The organism is Burkholderia sp. SRS-W-2-2016 (assembly GCF_001931485.1).
In the GTDB taxonomy this organism is placed as follows: domain Bacteria; phylum Pseudomonadota; class Gammaproteobacteria; order Burkholderiales; family Burkholderiaceae; genus Paraburkholderia.
In genome coordinates, this window is the sequence record NZ_MSDV01000018.1 from 70,385 (window position 1) to 90,337 (window position 19,953).

Consider the following 19,953-nt stretch of genomic DNA (forward strand, 5'->3'; position numbering starts at 1 on the left):
AAACCGGACTTAACCGCCGCGCTGCGTGTTGCGCTGCTCGGCTTCGCTCATTTCCTTCAGATCCTGGGCGATGGCCAATGCGCGATGTTCTATTTCGTCGTCCCAAACTTCGCTGCCGCACAGAAGGACGTGGAGCGCCTGGCAGCGTTGCAGCAACTGCGACCCGCCCAGCATCGACAGACCGCCGGAGACGCCGTGCAGCCATCTGCGCAGCGTCGCGATGCTGCGTTCCGCGATGACGGTGTCGAGTGCGGCGAGGTCGAGAGCCGCCTGCTCGACAAACGCGGCCGAGTACGCGGGCGGGACCGTGGGTAGCCTGGGCAGCGTCGCTTCCGTTGCGGCCGCGGCCGGAGAGGCAACGGTGCAGACAATCGGGCCGGCCGCGCTATCGAGCACTCTCGTCAATACCGCCAGAGGAACGGGCTTGGTCAGATAGTCGGTAAAGCCGCGTTGCCGGCCTTCGTTGATGTCGTCGGGATAAGCGCTCGCACTGACCGCATAAATCGGCATGCTCATTCCCCTGGAGCGAATCGCGTCAAGCAGTTCGCAACCGCCCAGAACCGGCATGTCGATGTCGGTCAGCACGATGTCCACCGGCTTGTCCGCCGGCTGTCTGACCAGCAGGGACAGCGCTTCTTCGCCGTTCACGGCTTCGATCACGTTGGCGCCCAGGGTAGTCAGCTGGTCGCGCAGCAAGCTCCGGTTCAGCAGATTGTCCTCCGCGACGAGCACGGTCAGTTTGCCGAAGTCGCGCCGCGACGACGGCACATGTTCGCTCGGCCGTGTCTCGGTTCTGCGTTGATACTCGGGCGCGAACATTTCGGTGGCCGACTTGATCCCCGACTGACTATAGACAGAGATGTCCACGCCGCCGTCCTCGCGCGCGGCGGGCACGAGCGGGCCATCCTGACTGAGCCAGACGATGTTGCGCGGGTTGCCCCACCACGCGAGCACATCCGCGCGATTGAACTCGTCGGTGGCGATCAGGTAGTCGTGCTTGCCATGGTCCACGGGCTGACGCAGGTCGGAAAAGACCGTGACGATCGATTTCTCGGGATCGTAGAGATTCGTGAGCCAATCCTGGTATTCGCTGGCCAGACAAAGAACGGCGGGTCTGGTATCGGGCAAGGTCCACTCCGCGCCGGCCGTCGGACCGTCGCCTTTGCGCAAAGGCAGCTTGACGGCAACGCGGGTGCCCACGCCGATCGTACTGTCCAGCGTGATGGTGCCTTTCATCAGTTCGCAAAGCCGCTCGCAGATCGACAGGCCGAGACCCGTACCTCGCGCTTGTGCGAGACGGTTGCTATTGCCTTGCGTGAACGGTTGAAACAACTGCTTCTTCAGTTCTTCGGAAATACCGATGCCGGAATCGGCAATATCGATTTGCAGCGCTTCGTCGGCCCACCGCACCCGCATCACGATCTTGCCGGACTGCGTAAACTTGAACGCGTTGCTCAGCAGGTTGTTGACGACCTGAGAGATCCGTACGGGATCGAAGAACAATTGCGAGGGGATCGCCCGGTCCAGCACGAGATAAAACTTGAGCCCCTGTTTGACGGCCAGATGCGCGTGAGAAAGCGCGATACGCTTCATGAGGGTCGTGACCGATCCCCATTCCTCGTCGATCCGCAGTTCGCCGACATCGATCTTGGAAAAGTCCAGAACGTCGTTGACGACCTGCAGCAGGCCCATCGCCGACACCTGCATTGCCATCACGCGCGCTTCCTGTTCCGGCGCCAACGTGCCGAGCTTCAGCAGCTCGATGTTGCCGACCAGAGAGGCGAGCGGCGTGCGAATCTCGTGGCTCATCGACGCGAAGAAGTTCACCTTCGCGCGCGCGATCGATTCGGTCGCCAGCTTGGCTTCACGCAGTACCTGTTCGGCCATCACGTGCTCGGTCGTGTCGGCGATCGCACAGAAAAAGATATCTTCGCGATTGAGCGTCGCCGGGGCAAAGGTGATTTTCAGATGTACGCTTTCGCCCTTGGTTCTTTCGAGCACGAACGGAAACTGAAAAATCTTCGTGCCTTCCGCGAGAGCGAACGACTCCTTGTTGACGCCCTGGTTCTTAAATTTCTCGCTCAGCGCCGCGGGCAGTGTGTCCGAATTCTCGATGCCGAGCGTGGTGCGCGCGATCTGGTTCGCCAGCACGATGCTGGAGTCGTTCTTTCTGACGATACACAAGCCCACCGGCGTCGCGTGGACGAGCAGGTAGTTGAGCAGTTCGCTTTCGAGCGCTCGCGATGCCTGCGCATAGGTGCGCGTCAAAAACCGGTAGTTCCAGTATCGAAACGTCGACAGCAGAAGAATGACGAGCGCAGCCGTGACCGAAAGCACCAGCAGCAGCTGATAACGCATGGTCACGATCTGTTGGCGCAGCGGCACCACGCGAATGACGTGACCGATGCCGAAAATGGTCGATGGGCGCCGTAACGCCCAACCATAACCGGCAATCCAGTGAAACCTGCCGTCCGGAAGCGCGCGTGTTTGCGCGTCGATCGCGCGTGCCTGCGCATCGGGAATGTTGCCGATCACCACCACCGCGCCATCGCTCGTCACCCAGATGAAATTAGGCGCCGAAGGCAGGAACGTTTTCCGGTTTTCGGCCTGCAAATCCACGCTGGTTAGCACCACGGCATAAATCGCGCCCCCGCTCGGAACGAGCGACGCCCCCACCGCGTGCGGCGGTTCTGTATCGTCGGCGCCGGGGATACGCAGCCAGATAATCCGCTTTTCACGCGCCGCGAGAGCGGGGTCCAGACCCAGCGCGCGGTAGCGCCGAAGCACGAGATCGACGAGTTTGCGCGCGTCGTCCGGCGATTTGGGGCGCAGAGCCCGCGGCGTGTCGCTTGGCATGCCGAACTGATAGGCGACGCTGCCGTCGGTGAGGACGATTTCGATAGGGGGAGGGGGGCCCGACGCCGACAGCAATTGCACGGTCGCATCGCAACTCGCTGCGAGGACAGCCTGAGATTGCGCGTCCGGGATGCTGGCTGTGCAGGTTTCGCCGGGGTGCATCGGCGCCTGCGGCAGAAGAACGCCGTTGGCCCGCAGCTCGATCACCAGACTGGCTGTGGTCAGCGCAATGTTTCGCTGTTGAAAACGGTCGAATAGAGATTGTCCAAGCGATTGAGTGATTCGCTCTTCCTGATTCAACGCGCTGGTGAGCAAAGCCGAGACGGTGACCGCGGCCCCGGCGAGCGCCCCAAGAATCAGCAGGATGATCACCATTGAAAAAACATGGCGCTCGCGCTTCAGATTCCGCTCGAGCGAATGGCGCGCCTGCAAGGTGGGATCCCCGATCAGATTCAGGGGCGGCGGCATCAGATCAGTCCCTGCTCTTGCGCGTATTTGACGAGATTGGCGTTGGTGTCTACGTGGAGCTTGCGCATCGCCGAGCTCTTTTGCGTGGCCACCGTGGTAACCGAGCGGTGCAGTTGCCGGGCGATTTCGGTCACCGACCATCCAAGAGCGAAGAGACGGACAACTTCCAGCTCTCTCGGGGAGAGATCGCGGGCATCGAGAAACTCTTCTTCGGTGTTGCCTCGCTCCGCGATGCGGCCGCTTAAACCCGGTGACAGAAAGGTGCGGGTTTCCTTCGCTAGCGCCTTGATGCACGCCTGTTCGAGTACGTCGAGGGTTTCGCCCTTGCCGACGATGCTTGCCACGCCAAGCTGACAGAGCTGTTGCAAGATCCCGCCGTTCGTCAGCGACGTGAAGATGACGATTGGAATAGCGGGAAAGCGGCGCCGCAACTGCATGACGAGACGAAGCCCGTCTTCGTCGGCGCCGAATGCCTGCATCGTGAAGTCGGTGACGATCAGGCCGCATGCCACCGTCTTCAGCATGTCCAGCAATTCGGACCCTGTTTTCGCGGCGCCGACGACCTCGAAAGCGGGATTTGCGTTGAGTGTCTGAGTGAGCGCCACACGGATAACCGCGTGGTCGTCGGCCACCACTACCTGAGTTCGGGACATAGGTTCCATAGACGATTAGCTGGTTATTTGGAACTGCGAACAATCTTATTCCACCGGATGAGCTTTTGCAGCGGAAAACGGTGGCCCTGTTTCAACGCCGCGTAACCGCCCCGCGCCGAGCCATTTCGCCGGGTGCGGAAATACCCGTGCGGCCCAATTCAAGGCGCCATGCAAGCGGCTTCAACCTCGGTCGGTTGAAATGGCTCGGTACTATTTGCTTGTCAGACTTTATGGTTTTTTTAAAGCGGACTGTAAGCTGGCGAGACATTCTTTCGGTCATTTTGCCTGACCGGCTTCTTTTCGCAAGCAATGATTAGGAAAATTCGCCAGTACGCGCATTTTCGAAGCCATTCTATAGGTGTCCGCGATAGAGACGTCTATATTTTCTCGCCCGCATGGGACAGTCGCGGGGTCTTCAAATCTGCAAGGTTGCCGCACGGCCGCAACGCGGCGGCGTCGGCGGCGCCCCTTGGAGCAGGATGATCCATGTGCGTCGATGCGGCGCAAACAGCGGGACATAACCGGTAAAGCGCTTTTTGATGCGGGTTCTGGAGATTTCGTAATGGAAGACTGTGCTGGGTTTTCAGACAACGCGCGCAAGAACTGGGTATTTGTTGTCTGTGATTGGCTGGTCAATTTTATTCTGCCGTTGCTGTCGCTTTTCTTTGCGATGTTTTGCTACATCCTGTTCCGCCTATGGTTTTGCCCGAAACTCAGCTGGTGGCTGGTTGCCATGAACGTTTTTCTGATCGCATGTATGGCCGCGGTGGCAGTGATGTTCGCCATTGGCTCGCGAGAGATCGGTCTTAAAATGAAGTCGTCGCAGCAATCGAAACAATAGCGGCGCAGTCTGCGGATAAAAATTAAATTCGTTTAAGCCGCGCGTCGAGCGGGGGGCATTCGTGGTCGCCGTGCCGTAATAATTTTGTTTTCTATGATTGGATTGGCGATGGAAGGATTCACCCCGTTTCGGGAAATCACCGACGAACAATGGGAGCGCGTTTCACCCCTGTTTCTTCAGGAGGGTCGAAAGTCGAATGACCGGCGGGGGCGCCCGCTCGTCGACACACGCAGTGTGTTAAATGGCGTGCTATGGGTCATGTACTCGGGAGCGGCCTGGGCCGCGATGCCGGGCAGGTATCCACCTCATACGACATGCCATCGGCGCTTCAAGGCATGGCGCGATTCAGGCCTGTTCGAACGCGTGACAGATGCACTGGCGGGCTGCCGGGCAGTGAACATCCAGGAGCTGGTCCGCTCGCGCACGCGCGCAGACCGGTTGCATCCGGTGAGCCGAGGACGTGACAGCCCGAGCATCGCAAAGACACGTTTGTTGTGAGGAAAGGAAGACGGAGTGAACCCCGATCGAAATCCGCTTCTTGATCAAAGTGCGCTCAATGCGCTCAATACGTCGGCGTGCGCGGGACAGCATGACCCGTTGGAGCGCGAGCTGCAACATGCGATCGGCAACGGCGAACTTTTCCTGGAATTCCAGCCGATCGTACGTTTAAGCACGGCACGCATGGTGGGGGCGGAGGCATTGGTGCGTTGGCGCCATCCCACGCGAGGCGTCGTCATGCCCAACGACTTCATCCCTTACGCCGAACGCAACGGTCTGATTGGCCTTATCGGCGAGTTCGTGCTCGAGCAGACGTGTGCGCTGCTGCGCGAGTGCCAGCACCCTGATCGCGGACCTCTGGTCCTGTCGCTCAATGTCTCCGCACCGCAGCTGATGGATGGAGATTTCGTTCGCGTCGTTGCAAGATGCCTGGGCGAGTATCAGATCGAGCCGGCATGCCTGAGGCTGGAGATAACGGAAACCGCCAGTTTCGAGGACCCGGCCACGGCTGTCACGCAATTGCGGGCCTTGAAGCAACTGGGCGTCAGCATCGTGCTCGACGATTTCGGCACCGGCTATTCATCGCTGTCCAGATTGATGAGGCTCGAGGTCGATGGCCTGAAGGTCGACGGCAGCTTCGCGCGCGCCGTGCCGCACGACGAGAAAGCGGTGAAAATTCTGGAATGTATTGCTCGCCTCGCCAGCGTGTTGGACCTTTCGCTGCTGGTCGAAGGCGTGGAGTCGAAGGCCCAGGCCGACTGGCTGCGTCGATTGGGCGATGTGCAAATTCAGGGTTATTTCTTTTCGCGGCCTGTATCGCTCACCACGTTGCGGGCTGCCATCGGATCCGGCAGCGGCGCGTTGCCCGTTTAGCGCCCGTCGCGCAAATACTCGATAAAGCGGTCCGCGACCGGCTCGGTTGCACCGCCGCGCCGCAGCAGCAAAACCTCCGAGCGCAACGCCTCGCCCTGCAACGGCACGAAGCACACGCGCGGATCGCCGATCTGGCGCAGCGTGTAGGGCACCAGCGCGACGCCCATCCCGAACCCGACCATTGTCACGACCGTCTGCCACAGCCGCGCCTCGTGCCGGATCAACGGACTGAACCCCGCACTCACGCACTGCGCGATGATCAGATCGTGATAATGCGGCGACACGGTGCGCGGAAACAGAATGAACGGCTCCTGCGCGAGCGCGCGCAGATCGATCTTGCGTTTGCGCGCGAGTGCATGGCCGGCCGGCAGACAGCACAGGAACGGCTCGGAGAACACTGTCGTCGATACCACCTCCGACGGGAAATTGCCCCAATGCGCGTAGCCCATATCGATCTGCATCCGCTGGATCGCCTGCACCTGCTCGCTGGTGTTCATTTCTTTCAGCACGATTTCGACGCCCGGATGATCGGCCTCGAAACGGCTGACCGCCTGCGGCATCCCGCGATACAACATGGAATTGACGAAGCCGATCCGCAGCCGGCCCGCGAGACCGTGCGCGGAACGCTGCGTGATCCGCTCGGCCTCGCTCGCCTGCAACAGCAGCCGGCGCGCCTCGCCGAGCAGCGCCTGGCCGGCATTGGTTAGGGTGACTGACTTGTTGGTGCGCGCGAGCAGTTGCACGCCGAGCTGCTCTTCGAATTTGCGGATGTCGAAACTGAGCGCCGGCTGCGAAATGAACAGCCGTTTCGCCGCGCGGCCGAAATGCAGTTCCTCGGCGACCGCCACGAAATAGCGCAATTGCTTCAGTTCCATCGGTGTCTCCCCCTGCAACGCAGTCGCGATCGATAATTTCTGCTTATCGTACCGGATATAAGTTGTATTAGACGATTATCGTCGCCGCTTCTATTCTGCCTTCCACAACACGCCCGTCTCGCATGGGCTTCGCGGCAAAGCCGTATGGGACTGGAGTAAGTGCTGAAGCACCCACTCCGGTCGACAGGAGACAGACATGAGCGAAGTAATCGACCAGCCGGTTCACGGCTCGTCCAACATCCCCGATAGCCGCGGCATCAACTTCTTTTCCAGCGATCCCGAACTCGCGCGTCTGCTGAGGCTCCATCTCGGCGACGCGCTGTACGACGAACTCGAAAGCCAGTTCGTCACGCTCGGCCAGCGCGCATCCGACGAACTCGACCTGTGGGCGCTGTCCGCCGACAAGAACCCGCCGGCGCTGAACCATCGCACCCGCCGCGGCGAAGCGCTGCAAAGCATCGACAAACACCCGGACTACGTCGCGCTCGAACGCGTCGCGTACGCGGAACTGGGTCTCGCATCGATGAGCCACGCGAGCGGCGACGGCAAACCGACGCCGCCGCCGCTCGTCAAATACGCGCTGACGTTCCTGTTCGTGCAGGCCGAGTTCGGGCTGTGCTGCCCGGTCAGCATGACCGATTCGCTGACCCGCACGCTGCGCAAGTTCGGCGCGCCGGAACTGGTCGCGCGCTTTTTGCCGCTGCTCGCCTCGCGCGATTTCGACACGCTGTACCAGGGCGCGATGTTCATGACCGAGCAGGCGGCCGGCTCCGACGTCGCGCGCATCGCGACCCGCGCCGCGCTCGAAACCGGCGCGAACGGCGAGCAGCAATGGCGCCTGTACGGCGACAAATGGTTCTGCTCGAACGCCGACGCCGATCTGGCGATGGTGCTCGCGCGCCCGGACGGCGCGCCGGACGGCATCAACGGTCTCGGCCTGTTCCTGCTGCCGAAAACGCTGCCCGACGGTTCGCGCAATAGCTACCGGATCATCCGTCTGAAGGAAAAGCTCGGCAGCCGCTCGATGGCGAGCGGCGAGATCGTGCTGGAAGGCGCGCACGCGTATCTGATCGGCGAAGTGGGGCGCGGCTTTCACCAGATGGCCGACATGATCAACATGTCGCGGCTGTCGAACGGCGTGCGCGCGGCCGGGCTGATGCGCCGCGCGCTGACCGAGGCGCTGCATATCGCGCGCAATCGCGAAGCGTTCGGCCGCAAGCTGGTCACGATGCCGCTGATGCAGCGCCAGCTGATGAAGATGATGCTGCCGGCCGAACAGGCGCGCTCGATGTTCATGCGCATCGCGCTGCTGCTGCAACAGGCCGACGCCGGCGATCGCCACGCCGCGAAATGCGTGCGTATCCTCACGCCGCTGATCAAGTTCCGCGCGTGCCGCGACGCGCGCCGCGTGACCGGCGACGCGATGGAAGTGCGCGGCGGCACCGGCTATATCGAGGAATGGAGCGACGCGCGGCTGGTGCGCGACGCGCATCTGGGCTCGATCTGGGAAGGCACCAGCAATATCGTCGCGCTGGATATCGCGCGGGCCGCGAAACGCGACGGCGCGCTCGAACCGTTGCGCTCGTATCTGCAGGATCAGCTCGGCGCGGCCGGCCTGCCTGCCGAAAGTCTCGCGCTGTTGCGCTGGACGCTGACCCGCGCATGCGACGCGCTCGCCGGCGTCGCCGATTCCGGCCGCGACGAATGGGTCCGCCAGGCGGGCTCGGCGCTGTATCACGCAACGACCGCCGTGCTGATGGCCTGCGAAGGCGCGCGCCTCGGCCCCGACTATCGCCGTCTCGCGCTCGCGCACCTGGTGGTGCGGCACAAGCTGCTGCCGACCGATCCGCTCGACCTGCGCGGCGCGGACGACGAAATCGAAGTGCTCGACGCGCTCGTCAACGACCGTCCGGTCACGCTCGCGCAGGCGCTGCAACTGCTGCCGGCCGGAGGCGCGCAATGACGCTCGCGACCGATCAAAGCCAGCAAGGCCAGCAAAGCCAGCAACGCAACGACCGCTGCCTCGGCGCGCTGCAAGGCATCAAGGTGGTCGATCTGAGCCGCGTGCTCGGCGGCCCGTACTGCACGCAGGCGCTCGCCGATCACGGCGCGCAGGTGATCAAGCTCGAACCGCCGGACGGCGACGAAACCCGCGGCTGGGGTCCGCCGTTCTTCGGCGACACCGCGTGGTACTTCGCCGGCGTGAACCGCAACAAGCAGGGCATCGCGGTCGATCTGTCGTGCGACGAAGGCCGCGCGATCCTGTGGAAGCTGCTCGAAGACGCGGACGTGCTGGTCGAGAACTTCAAGCCCGGCACGCTGAAGCGCTGGGGGATGGATTACGAAGGGATCCTGAGCAAACGCTTTCCGAAGCTGATCCATTGCGCGGTGTCGGGCTTCGGCCCCGACGGTCCGCTCGGCGGTCTGCCCGGCTACGACGCGGCGATCCAGGCGATGACCGGCCTGATGAGCGTGAACGGCGAGCGCGACGGTCCGGCTACGCGAGTCGGTTTGCCGGTCGTCGATATGGTCACCGGTCTGAATGCGCTGGCCGGCATCCTGCTCGCGCTCGCCGAGCGCGCGAAGAGCGGGCGCGGCCAGTCGATCGATATCTCGCTGTACGACTGCGGCGTGTCGCTGCTGCATCCGCATCTGCCGAACTATTTCGGCTCGGGCCGCACGCCGCAGCGCAGCGGCAACGCGCATCCGAACATCACGCCGTACGACAGCTACCGCACCGCGACCGCGCCGATCTTTCTGGCGGTCGGCAACGACCGGCAGTTCGCGAAGCTGTGCGCGCATCTGGGCGCGCCCGAACTCGCCCAGGACCCGCGTTTTATCGATAACCGCAGCCGCTGCGGGCATCGCGAGCCGTTGAAGGCGGCGCTCGAAAGCCTGCTTGCGCAGCACGACTGCGAGCCGCTCGCGCAGCAGCTGATCCGGCTCGGCGTGCCGTGCGGCCCGGTGCAGACCGTCGACGTGGTCGCGCGCCATCCGCACACGCTGCATCGCCAGCTGGTGGTCGAGATGGGCGAGTATCGCGGCACCGCGTCGCCGATCAAGCTGTCGCGCACGCCGGCCACCTATCGCAGCGTGCCGCCGACGCTCGGCGCCGATACCCGCGACGTGCTCGACGCGCTCGGCATCGATGCCGATACGCAGCAGCGCTTGTTCGACGCGGGCGTGCTGAAGTCGGCCGAGCCGCAACTTGCAGTAGCCGAAGCGGAGGCGCTCAAAACCTGACGCGTGGCCGCGGCGACGCGGCACGCTTTTGCGGCGACGGCACATAGAAAGCCGCGCCACCTCGCGCAGCACCCATGAGCAGTACCAGGAGCCAGACAACATGCACCGCGAACAAGACCACCATGCCGCGAGCCGGCAACCCACGCGCGCGGCAGCCGCCGCGTTCGTCGGCACCACGATCGAGTGGTACGACTTTTACATCTACGCGACCGCCTCGGCGCTGATCTTCGGCAAGCTGTTCTTTCCGGGCAGCGATCCGTTCTTCGCGACGCTCGCCTCGTTCGGCACCTTCGCGGTCGGCTTCTTCGCGCGGCCGTTCGGCGGCCTCGTGTTCGGTCACCTGGGCGACCGGATCGGCCGCAAGCAGGCGCTGGTCGCGACGCTGGTCATCATGGGCGTCGGCACGGTCGGGATCGGCTTTCTGCCGACCTATGCGAGCGCGGGCGTGGCCGCGCCGGTGCTGCTGGTGCTGCTGCGGGTCGCGCAGGGCATCGCGATCGGCGGCGAGTGGGGCGGCGCGGTGCTGATGGCAAGCGAGCACGCGCCGAAGAACAAGCGCACCTTCTTCGCCTCGTTCGCGCAGCTCGGCAGCCCGGCCGGTCTGATCCTGTCGCTGCTGGCGTTCCGCGCGGTCACGTCGATGGACCAGGACGCGTTTCTCAGCTGGGGCTGGCGTCTGCCGTTCCTCGCCAGCGCGGTGCTGCTGCTGGTCGGTCTGGCGATCCGCGCGGGCGTCAACGAGTCGCCGGAATTCGCGGCGGTGAAGGAACAGCGCCGCGTCGCGACGCTGCCGGTCGCCGAAGTGGTGCGCGACGCGTGGCGCACCGTGCTGCTGTGCCTCGGCGCGAACGTGATCGGCGTGGCCGGCGCGTGGTTCGTCAACACCTTCATGCTCAACTACACGACGCAGACGCTGGGCCTCGACCGCAAGCTGATTCTCGACAGCCTGTTCGTGGTCGCGTTCATCCAGCTGTTCACGCAGCTCGGCTCGGGCTGGTTCGCGCAGCGCATCGGCACCGGACGCTTCCTGAAAGGCGCGGCCGCGCTCGCGATGCTGTCGCCGTATCCGATGTTCGCGCTGGTGTCGACCGGCCGGCCGGTGGCGATCGTGGTCGGCATCGCGCTCGCGGTGATGTGCATGTCGAGCTCGTATGCGGTGATGGCCGGCTTCATGTCGACCGCGTTCCCGGTGCGGGTGCGCTACTCGGCGATCTCGCTGTCGTACCAGATGTGCGCGGCGCTGGCCGGCGGACTGACGCCGCTGATCGGCACGGTGCTCGCGCACCGGTATCCGGGCGCGTGGTGGCCGCTGGCGGTGTTCTATACGTGCCTCGCCGGGGTGTCGCTGGTGTGTATCGGCACGCTGGAGCGGCGCAAGCGCACGCTGATGGCGGGAGTCGCCGAGGCGGCCTGAGGTTTGGCAACGGGCGCCCGGCTTTGCGGGTGAACGGGCGGCGGGGCGGCGCAGGCTGTCCCGCCGCTTTGTCGTTAACCCCAGGACATGCGCACGTCGCAAAATGTCATCCTCAAGCGCGCGGAAATTCACCCGTTAAGCATGGGTGGACCGACTAACGACGGGGGCTTCATCATGAACCGGTTTCGTTCGCTGGGCGTGGCGACGGGCGCCGCGCAACTGGCCAGCGCCGACATCCTCAGCCGCATCGGCACGGCTTCGCGCCGGCCCGGCGCGGCCTGTCCATTCGATCTGATTCTCGAGCCGCGCGCGTGGCAGGGGCCGGCCGCGCCCGACCCGAGCGACCCGCGCTTCAAGATCCACGTGTTCGACACGCTGCGCGGCTTCGAAAAGCGCGGCGTCGATGCGATCGTGCTGCCGTGCTTTCTGAGCCATACCTTTATCGACGAACTCGCGGCCAACCTCACGGTGCCGGTCGCCAACATCATGACGGCGCTGTCCGCGCACGTGCGGCGCACCTATCCGTCGGCGCGGCGGATCGGCGTGCTGACGTCGGCGGCGATCCGCGCGAACGGATTGTTCGAGCGGTATTTCGAGGCGGGCGTTGGGGGCGGCGTCGGGGGCGGCGCCGAGGCCGGCGGGTTCGAGGTCCGCTATCCGCGCGACGCGGCCGGGTTCGACTGCGTGACGAGCGCGGTCTACGGCGACGAGGGAATTCGCCACGGCCGTCTGTACGGCCGGCCGCTCGAACTGCTGCGCGCGGCCTGCGCCGATCTGGTCGCGCAGGGCGTCGACGTGATCGTGCCGGGGCTCGCGGAAATCGGCATGCTGCTGCGCGCGCTAGGACCGCTCGACGTGCCGCTGGTCGACACGAACCAGGTCTACGCGCGCTACGTCGCGGCGGCCCGCTATCCGCATCCGCAGCCGGCGTTCCGGATCGGCGTGGTCGGCGGAATCGGGCCGGCCGCGACCGTCGATTTTCTCGGCAAGCTGGTGCGCAACACGCCGGCCGCGCGCGATCAGGATCACCTGAAGGTGATCGTCGAGCAGAACCCGCAGATTCCGGATCGCACCGACGCGCTGCTCGGTGGCGGCGACGACCCGACGCTCGCGCTGTACGCCGCGTGCAAGACGCTGGAGGAGAGCGGCGCCGATCTGATCGCGATGCCGTGCAATACCGCGCATGCGTTCGTCGAGCGGATCCAGCCGGCGCTGCGGGTGCCGATCGTCAATATGCTCGGCTGCACCGCCGATTATCTGCGCGACACTTTCCCGGAACTGCGCGAGGTCGGCGTGCTGGGGACGACCGGCACGCTCGCGAGCCGCGTCTACGAACACGCGCTCGACGCGCGCGGTTTCGTGCAGGTCGCGCCGTCGGCGGCCGCGCAGGCGCGGCTGATGAACGCGATCTACGGGCCGCGCGGCGCGAAGGCCGGCTACACGTCGGGCGAATGCTGCGACGACCTCGCGGCGGCGCTCGACGATCTGGTCGGGCAGGGCGTGCAGGTGATCGTGCTCGCGTGCACGGAGTTGCCGCTGCTGCTGCGCGAGCCGGTGATCGCGTGCCCGGGCGGGCGGGTGGTGCGGCTCGTCGACCCGACCGAGGTGCTGGCCAGGCGCTGTGTCGCGTACGCGCTCGGCGACCGGGCCGCGTGGCAGGGCCGCGCCGAGTGTGCGACCGCCTCTACGGCTGCGCCGGTGGCGAAGCGCTCGCAAGTGGAAAGCGCGGTCGGCTAGCCGGGATGCGGGTTTTTCGTCGTTTTTGCTCCGGCGCTTTGCCGTTCTTTCGCTAGCTGATCACAGCCGGGCAGCGCGCCCCACGCCGGCTTCCGCTGCGCCTCTGGCCCCGTTTCCCGCTCGCGCCGTTTCCCGCCATCCCGCTGGCAACGCCCGTTCCAGCGGGCGTCATGGAAAACTGTATAAACATACAGTATAGTATCCCGTTGCAACCAGGCAGCGGGCGCGGCACGCGACTTGCCTGCCCCCTAGCGCCGCGCCGCCATCGCGCGCGGCGCCGATTTCACCGAACTTGCGCGGTCGCGAGCCGGCCGTGAGAGGTGATCCACTCCTTCAGACGGTCGGAAAAATTGTCCTCGAACGACGCTACCCGTGACACCCCCGCTGGCGAGGCCAGCCGCACTCCCAAAGGCACGATCCGCATTCGCGGCGCGCGCCAGCACAACCTGAAAAACGTCGACCTCGACGTGCGCACCGGCGAAATGACGGTCGTCACCGGGCCGTCGGGCTCCGGCAAATCGAGCCTCGTGTTCGACACGCTGTACGCGGAAGGCCAGCGCCGCTACGTCGAAACCTTCAGCGCGTATGCGCGCCAGTTTCTCGACCGGATGGACCGCCCGCAGGTGGACCGGGTCGACGGCGTGCCGCCGGCCATCGCGATCGACCAGACCAACCCGGTGCGCAGCTCGCGCTCCACGGTCGGCACGATGACCGAGCTGAACGACCACCTGAAGCTGCTGTACGCGCGCGCGGCCGAGCTGTTCGACCGCCAGACCGCGCACCCGGTGCGGCACGACACGCCGGAAACGATCTACGCGGAACTGCTGGAGCGCACCGCGAAGGACGAACCGCGCCTCGTCGTCACGTTCCCGGTCGAGCTGCCCGAGTCGGCGTCCGAGCAGGAAGTCGAGCAATGGCTGTCGGCGAGCGGCTACACGCGCGTGCAGGCGCAGCGCGAAGTCGAATCGCCGACCGGTAAGCGCAAGCTGCTCGACGTCGTTGCCGACCGTTTCCGCCTCAGTTCGGTCGACAAGGCCCGCGCGGTCGAAGCGATCGAGGCGTCGCTCAAGCGCGGCGGCGGGCGCGTCAACATCTACGTGCTGCCGGCCACGTCGGACGAGCCGCAGGCGCCCGAAGCCGAACCGCGCATCTGGCGTTTCTCCACCGGTCTGCACAGCCCCGACAGCGATCTGCGTTACGCGGACCCGCAGCCGGCGCTGTTCTCGTTCAACTCGGCCTACGGCGCGTGCGACGTATGCCGCGGCTTTGGCCGCGTGATCGGCGTCGACCTCGGCCTCGTGATTCCGGACGCGCGCAAGACGCTGCGCGAAGGCGCGGTCAAGCCGATGCAGACACCCGCGTGGAAGGAGTGTCAGGACGACCTGATGCGCTACGCGGCCAAGGCCGACATCCGCCGTGACACGCCGTGGGGGCAGCTGAGCGAGCGCGAACGCGACTGGGTGATCAATGGCTCGCCGGACTGGAACGGCAAGTGGCAAACGCATTGGTATGGCGTGCGGCGCTTCTTCGAGTATCTGGAATCGAAGGCGTACAAGATGCATATCCGCGTGCTGCTGTCGAAGTACCGCAGCTACACGCCGTGCGAAACCTGCGGCGGCGCGCGCCTGAAGACCGAATCGCTGCTGTGGCGGCTGGGCAGCAAGGCCAACGCGGACGAGGTCCTCGCGCCCGCGCAGCGCTTCCTGCCGCGCGGCGTGCAATGGCGGCGCGAGCAGCTCGAAGCGCTGCCGGGTCTGACCGTGCACGATCTGATGCTGCTGCCGATCGAACGAATCCGCCGCTTCTTCGACGACATCACGCTGCCGAGCGCATTGCTCGACGACGCGCTGAAACTGCTGCTCGCCGAAGTGCGCACGCGCCTCAAATATCTGTGCGACGTCGGCCTCGGCTATCTGACGCTGGACCGCCAGAGCCGCACGTTGTCGGGCGGCGAGGTGCAGCGGATCAACCTGACCACCGCACTCGGCACGTCGCTGACCAAGACGCTGTTCGTGCTCGACGAGCCGAGCATCGGCCTGCATCCGCGCGACCTGAACCGGATCGTCGAGGCGATGCACCGGCTGCGCGACGCCGGCAATACGCTGGTGGTGGTCGAACACGATCCGTCGGTGATGCTCGCGGCGGACCGGCTGATCGATATGGGCCCGGGTCCGGGCGAACGCGGCGGCTCGATTATTTTCGACGGCGCGCCGAACGCGATTCGCGGCTCCGGCACGCTGACCGGCGAATACCTGGGCGGGCGCCGCCATGTCGCGGATGCCGCGCACTGGTCGCGTCGCGCGGTCGATGCGGACACGCCGCGCATCGTGCTCGAAGGCGCGACCGAACACAATCTGCGCGACGTGACGGTCGAGATTCCGTTGCAGCGGCTGGTCTGCGTGACCGGCGTGTCGGGTTCCGGTAAATCGACGCTGTTGCAGGACGTGCTGTATCCGGCAATGGCGCGTCACTTCGGCATCGCGACCGAGTCGCCGGGCGCGTACCGCAGCCTGCGCGGCGCGGACCAGGTGACCGACGTGGTGTTCGTCGACCAGTCGCCGATCGGCAAGACCGCGCGCTCGAATCCGGCCAGCTACGTCGGCGCGTTCGACGAAATCCGCAAGCTGTTCGCCAAGGCGCCGCTCGCGCAGCAGCGCGGCTACAGCGCCGGGATGTTCAGCTTCAACTCGGGCGACGGCCGTTGCCCGACCTGCGGCGGCTCCGGTTTCGAACACATCGAAATGCAGTTCCTCAGCGACGTGTATCTGCGCTGCCCGGATTGCGACGGCCGCCGTTATCGCGCGGAACTGCTCGAAGTGAAGATCGAGCGCGGCACGCCGGCGCGCGCGCTTTCGATTGCCGACGTGCTGGAGCTGACCGTCAGCGAGGCCGCCGCGTACTTCGCGAAGGACGCCGAAGTATTGCGCGTGCTGCAGCCGATCGTCGACGTCGGTCTCGAATACGTGAAGCTCGGCCAGCCGGTGCCCACACTCTCGGGCGGCGAGGCGCAGCGTCTGAAGCTCGCGGGTTTTCTCGCCGAATCGGCGCAGGCGCGCAGCCCGCGCGGCGCGAAGCAGGCGCTGCCCAAGCGTCTGTTCATGTTCGACGAGCCGACCACGGGCCTGCATTTCGACGACATCGCGAAACTGATGCAGGCGTTCGGCAAGTTGCTCGCGAGCGGTCATTCGCTGATCGTGATCGAACACAATCTCGACGTGATCCGCGCGGCCGACTGGCTGATCGACCTCGGCCCCGAAGGCGGCGACGGCGGCGGCCTCGTGCTGTGCGCGGGCACCCCGGACGAGGTCAAAGCCTGCGCCGGTTCGCATACCGGCGAGGCGCTGGTCCAGTACGACCGCGCGATGGCGTCGATGAGCGCCGCGCGTGAGGGCGCCAGCGCGTTCGACGACGACACCACGCTGCACGGCATCCCGCTGCAAAAGGCGCTTAGCGCGGCGCGCGCACGGCGCGCGATCGAAGGCGAGGACGTGGTGCGCATCGTCAATGCGCGCGAGCACAACCTGAAGGCGCTCGACGTCGATATCCCGCACGGCAAGTTCAACGTGATCACCGGCGTGTCCGGCTCGGGCAAATCGACGCTCGCGTTCGACATCCTGTTCCATGAAGGCCAGCGCCGTTACCTCGAATCGCTGAACGCGTACGCGCGCTCGATCGTGCAGCCGGCCGGCCGTCCCGAAGTGGATGCGGTGTACGGCATTCCGCCGACCGTCGCAATCGAGCAGCGGCTCTCGCGCGGCGGCCGCAAGAGTACCGTCGCGACGACCTCGGAGGTGTGGCACTTCCTGCGTCTGCTGTACGTGAAGCTCGGCTTGCAGCATTGCGTGCACGACGGCACGCCGGTCACGTCGCAAAGCGCCGAGTCGATCGCCGCGCAGTTGTTGCGCGATCACAAGGGCCAGCATGTCGGTTTCCTCGCGCCGCTGGTCGTCAATCGCAAGGGCGTTTATACGGATCTGGCGAAGTGGGCGAAGGCGCGCGGCAATACTCACTTGCGTGTCGACGGCGAATTCGTGCCGGTCGATCCGTGGCCGAAGCTCGACCGCTTCCGCGAACACACGATCGAGCTGCCGGTCGCCGATCTCGTGATCTCAGCGGATCACGAAGCGGAACTGCGCACCGCGCTCGAACAGACGCTCGACGCCGGCAAGGGCGTGATGCATCTGCTCGCGCCGCTCGACGGCCTGCACGCGGCGATCAACAACGGCCACTCCACGACGCAGCTCGGCGCGGTGAAGGTGCTGTCCACCAAGCGCGCGTGTCCCGAGTGCGGCACCAGCTACCCGGAACTCGATCCGCGCATGTTCTCGTACAACAGCAAGCACGGCTGGTGTACGAGCTGCGTCGGCACCGGCCTCGCGCTGACCCGCGAGCAGCGCGCCGCGTACGACGACACGGTTACCGCCGACGACAATCGCGGCCGCGAACAGAGCCTGCCGTCGGAAGAGCAGGAACCGGAAGGGCTGGTCGACGAGCCGTGCGGCGATTGCGGCGGCACGCGTCTGAATCCGGTCGCGCGCGCGGTCACGTTCGACACCCAGGCGATCACCGACGTCGCGCAATGGACCGTGTCCGACACGCGCGCATGGATCGATACGCTGGAGATGACCGGCCGCGACGCCGAAATCGCCCGCGACGTGGTCAGCGAAATCGGCAGCCGTCTGCAATTTCTCGAAGAAGTCGGGCTCGGCTATCTGAGCCTCGACCGCGCGGCGCCGAGTCTGTCGGGCGGCGAGGCGCAGCGCATCCGGCTCGCCGCGCAACTCGGCAGCAACCTGCAGGGCGTGTGCTACGTGCTCGACGAGCCGACCATCGGCCTGCATCCGCGCGACAACCAGATCCTGCTGAACGCGCTGCGCAAGCTCGGCGACAAGGGCAATACGCTGGTCGTCGTCGAACACGACGAGGACACGATCCGGCGCGCGGATCACATCATCGATATCGGTCCGGGCGCCGGCAAGCGCGGCGGCTCGCTGATCGCGCAGGGCAGCGTCGCGGATCTGTCCGCGCAGCCCGATTCGCTGACCGGGCGCTTCCTCGCGCAGCCGATCGTGCATCCGCTGCAACCGCGTCGCGAAGTCGTTGCGGCCGGTAAGCGCACGGCCGCGGTGCCGGAGAACTGGCTGACCGTGCACGGCGGCAAGCTGCACAACCTGCGCGACGTGACGGTCGGCATTCCGCTCGGGCGGCTGGTCGCGGTCACCGGCGTCAGCGGTTCGGGCAAGTCGACGCTCGCGCGCGACGTGCTGATGACCAACCTGCTCGACGCGGTCGGCCGCTCGGTGCTGTCGTCGCCGGCCACTCGCCGTGCGCGCGCGGCAGCCGAAGACAAGCCGGCGGCCAACCGGCGCTCCAGCGTGCTCGCGCGCAGCGCGCCGCGTGCGCCGCTGAACGTCACGCACAACTGGCAGGGCTGCGAGTCGATCAGCGGCTGGGAGAGCATCGACCGCGTGCTCGAAGTCGATCAGACGCCGATCGGCAAGACCCCGCGTTCGTGCCCGGCCACCTACATCGGCGTGTGGGACGCGATCCGCAAGCTGTTCGCGGGCACGCTGGAAGCGCGCGCGCGCGGCTATACCGCGTCGCGCTTCTCGTTCAATACCGGCGACGGGCGTTGCCCGGCCTGCGAAGGCCAGGGCGTGCGCACGATCGGCATGAGCTTCCTGCCCGACGTGAAGGTGCCGTGCGATGTCTGTCACGGCCAGCGCTTCAATCCGGAGACGCTCGCGGTTACGTGGCGCGGCAAGAACATCGGCGACGTGCTGACGATGGAAATCGACGAAGCGGTCGAGTTCTTCGCGTCGATCACCAACATCGGTCATCCGTTGCAATTGATGAAGGACGTCGGGCTCGGCTATCTGACGCTCGGCCAGCCGTCGCCGACGCTGTCGGGCGGCGAGGCGCAGCGGATCAAGCTGGTCACCGAGCTGAGCAAGGTGCGCGACGACATCACGCGACGCGGCCAGAAACCGCCGCACACGCTGTACGTGCTCGACGAACCGACGGTCGGCCTGCATATGGCCGACGTCGCGAAGCTGATCCGCGTGCTGCATCGGTTGGCCGACGGCGGTCATAGCGTGATCGTGATCGAGCACGATCTGGATGTGATCGCCGAGGCGGACTGGGTAATCGACCTCGGGCCGGAAGGCGGTGTGGGCGGCGGCACGATCGTCGCGGCGACCGATCCCGACAGCCTGTCGCGGGTCGCCGCGAGCCATACCGGCGCCGCGTTGCGGCCGGTGCTGGCGCGCACGGCCAACGTGGAGTCGCTGGCGGGGGAAGGGACCCACGGTTGAGTTGAGTCGCCAGGAGGCTGAAGCACTGCCGCGGCCTCCGTAGGCGTTCTATCGGGCCGCTGTTGCAACCGCGTGGGTTGCAACAGCGGCCCGAAATTTTGCGTGTCGTTTTAGCGTCTCGTGCAGGCCGGATTGCTGCACTGCATTCAAGCCTGCTTGCGCGCAAAACGCGCCGCGCGCG

11 protein-coding genes are annotated in these 19,953 nt (G+C 65.5%); 8 read left to right on the top strand and 3 right to left on the bottom strand.

The annotated features are described in order from the left end of the window. Positions 1 to 9: 9 nt before the first annotated feature. Together BTH42_RS05985 and BTH42_RS05990 are read right to left on the bottom strand one after the other, a co-directional pair. Positions 10 to 3,324 (bottom strand): ATP-binding protein, encoded by a 3,315-nt coding sequence (locus BTH42_RS05985; protein ID WP_075296802.1) that lies wholly within the window; start codon positions 3,322 to 3,324, stop codon positions 10 to 12. Beyond that, positions 3,324 to 3,977, bottom strand: a complete 654-nt coding sequence (locus tag BTH42_RS05990; RefSeq protein WP_178392126.1) for a response regulator transcription factor — start codon at positions 3,975 to 3,977, stop codon at positions 3,324 to 3,326. Before BTH42_RS05990 ends, BTH42_RS05985 begins: the two co-directional genes overlap by 1 nt. A 469-nt stretch (positions 3,978 to 4,446) precedes the next feature. Here BTH42_RS05990 and BTH42_RS05995 point away from each other — a divergent pair, with 469 nt between their 5' ends. The 3 genes from BTH42_RS05995 (at position 4,447) to BTH42_RS06005 (ending at position 6,189) form a co-directional block, all read left to right on the top strand. Beyond that, positions 4,447 to 4,818, top strand: a complete 372-nt coding sequence (locus BTH42_RS05995) for a hypothetical protein (RefSeq protein ID WP_143751980.1) — start codon at positions 4,447 to 4,449, stop codon at positions 4,816 to 4,818. Between the two features lie 108 nt (positions 4,819 to 4,926). Further along, positions 4,927 to 5,316 (top strand): transposase, encoded by a 390-nt coding sequence (locus BTH42_RS06000; protein WP_075296808.1) that lies wholly within the window; start codon positions 4,927 to 4,929, stop codon positions 5,314 to 5,316. 15 nt (positions 5,317 to 5,331) lie between these two features. Continuing rightward, positions 5,332 to 6,189 (top strand): bifunctional diguanylate cyclase/phosphodiesterase, encoded by an 858-nt coding sequence (locus BTH42_RS06005; protein ID WP_075296810.1) that lies wholly within the window; start codon positions 5,332 to 5,334, stop codon positions 6,187 to 6,189. Here BTH42_RS06005 and BTH42_RS06010 read toward each other — a convergent pair. Continuing rightward, positions 6,186 to 7,064, bottom strand: a complete 879-nt coding sequence (locus tag BTH42_RS06010) for a LysR family transcriptional regulator (RefSeq protein WP_075296812.1) — start codon at positions 7,062 to 7,064, stop codon at positions 6,186 to 6,188. The genes BTH42_RS06005 and BTH42_RS06010 overlap by 4 nt on opposite strands. Positions 7,065 to 7,260: 196 nt before the next feature. Here BTH42_RS06010 and BTH42_RS06015 point away from each other — a divergent pair, with 196 nt between their 5' ends. The 5 genes from BTH42_RS06015 to uvrA all read left to right on the top strand — a co-directional run bounded on the left by BTH42_RS06015 (position 7,261) and on the right by uvrA (position 19,772). After that, positions 7,261 to 9,027: an acyl-CoA dehydrogenase family protein gene (locus tag BTH42_RS06015; RefSeq protein ID WP_075296814.1), complete on the top strand. Its 1,767-nt coding sequence runs from the start codon at positions 7,261 to 7,263 to the stop codon at positions 9,025 to 9,027. After that, positions 9,024 to 10,307: a CaiB/BaiF CoA-transferase family protein gene (locus tag BTH42_RS06020; RefSeq protein WP_256701825.1), complete on the top strand. Its 1,284-nt coding sequence runs from the start codon at positions 9,024 to 9,026 to the stop codon at positions 10,305 to 10,307. The genes BTH42_RS06015 and BTH42_RS06020 overlap by 4 nt, the downstream gene beginning before the upstream one ends. 100 nt (positions 10,308 to 10,407) lie before the next feature. Next, complete coding sequence (locus tag BTH42_RS06025; RefSeq protein ID WP_075296816.1) at positions 10,408 to 11,721, top strand: MFS transporter; 1,314 nt, start codon at positions 10,408 to 10,410, stop codon at positions 11,719 to 11,721. Positions 11,722 to 11,895: 174 nt separating this feature from the next. Then, positions 11,896 to 13,458: an amino acid racemase gene (locus BTH42_RS06030; RefSeq protein WP_075296818.1), complete on the top strand. Its 1,563-nt coding sequence runs from the start codon at positions 11,896 to 11,898 to the stop codon at positions 13,456 to 13,458. Positions 13,459 to 13,808: 350 nt separating this feature from the next. After that, positions 13,809 to 19,772, top strand: a complete 5,964-nt coding sequence (gene uvrA, locus BTH42_RS06035; RefSeq protein WP_075296820.1) for an excinuclease ABC subunit UvrA — start codon at positions 13,809 to 13,811, stop codon at positions 19,770 to 19,772. Positions 19,773 to 19,953: the final 181 nt, after the last annotated feature.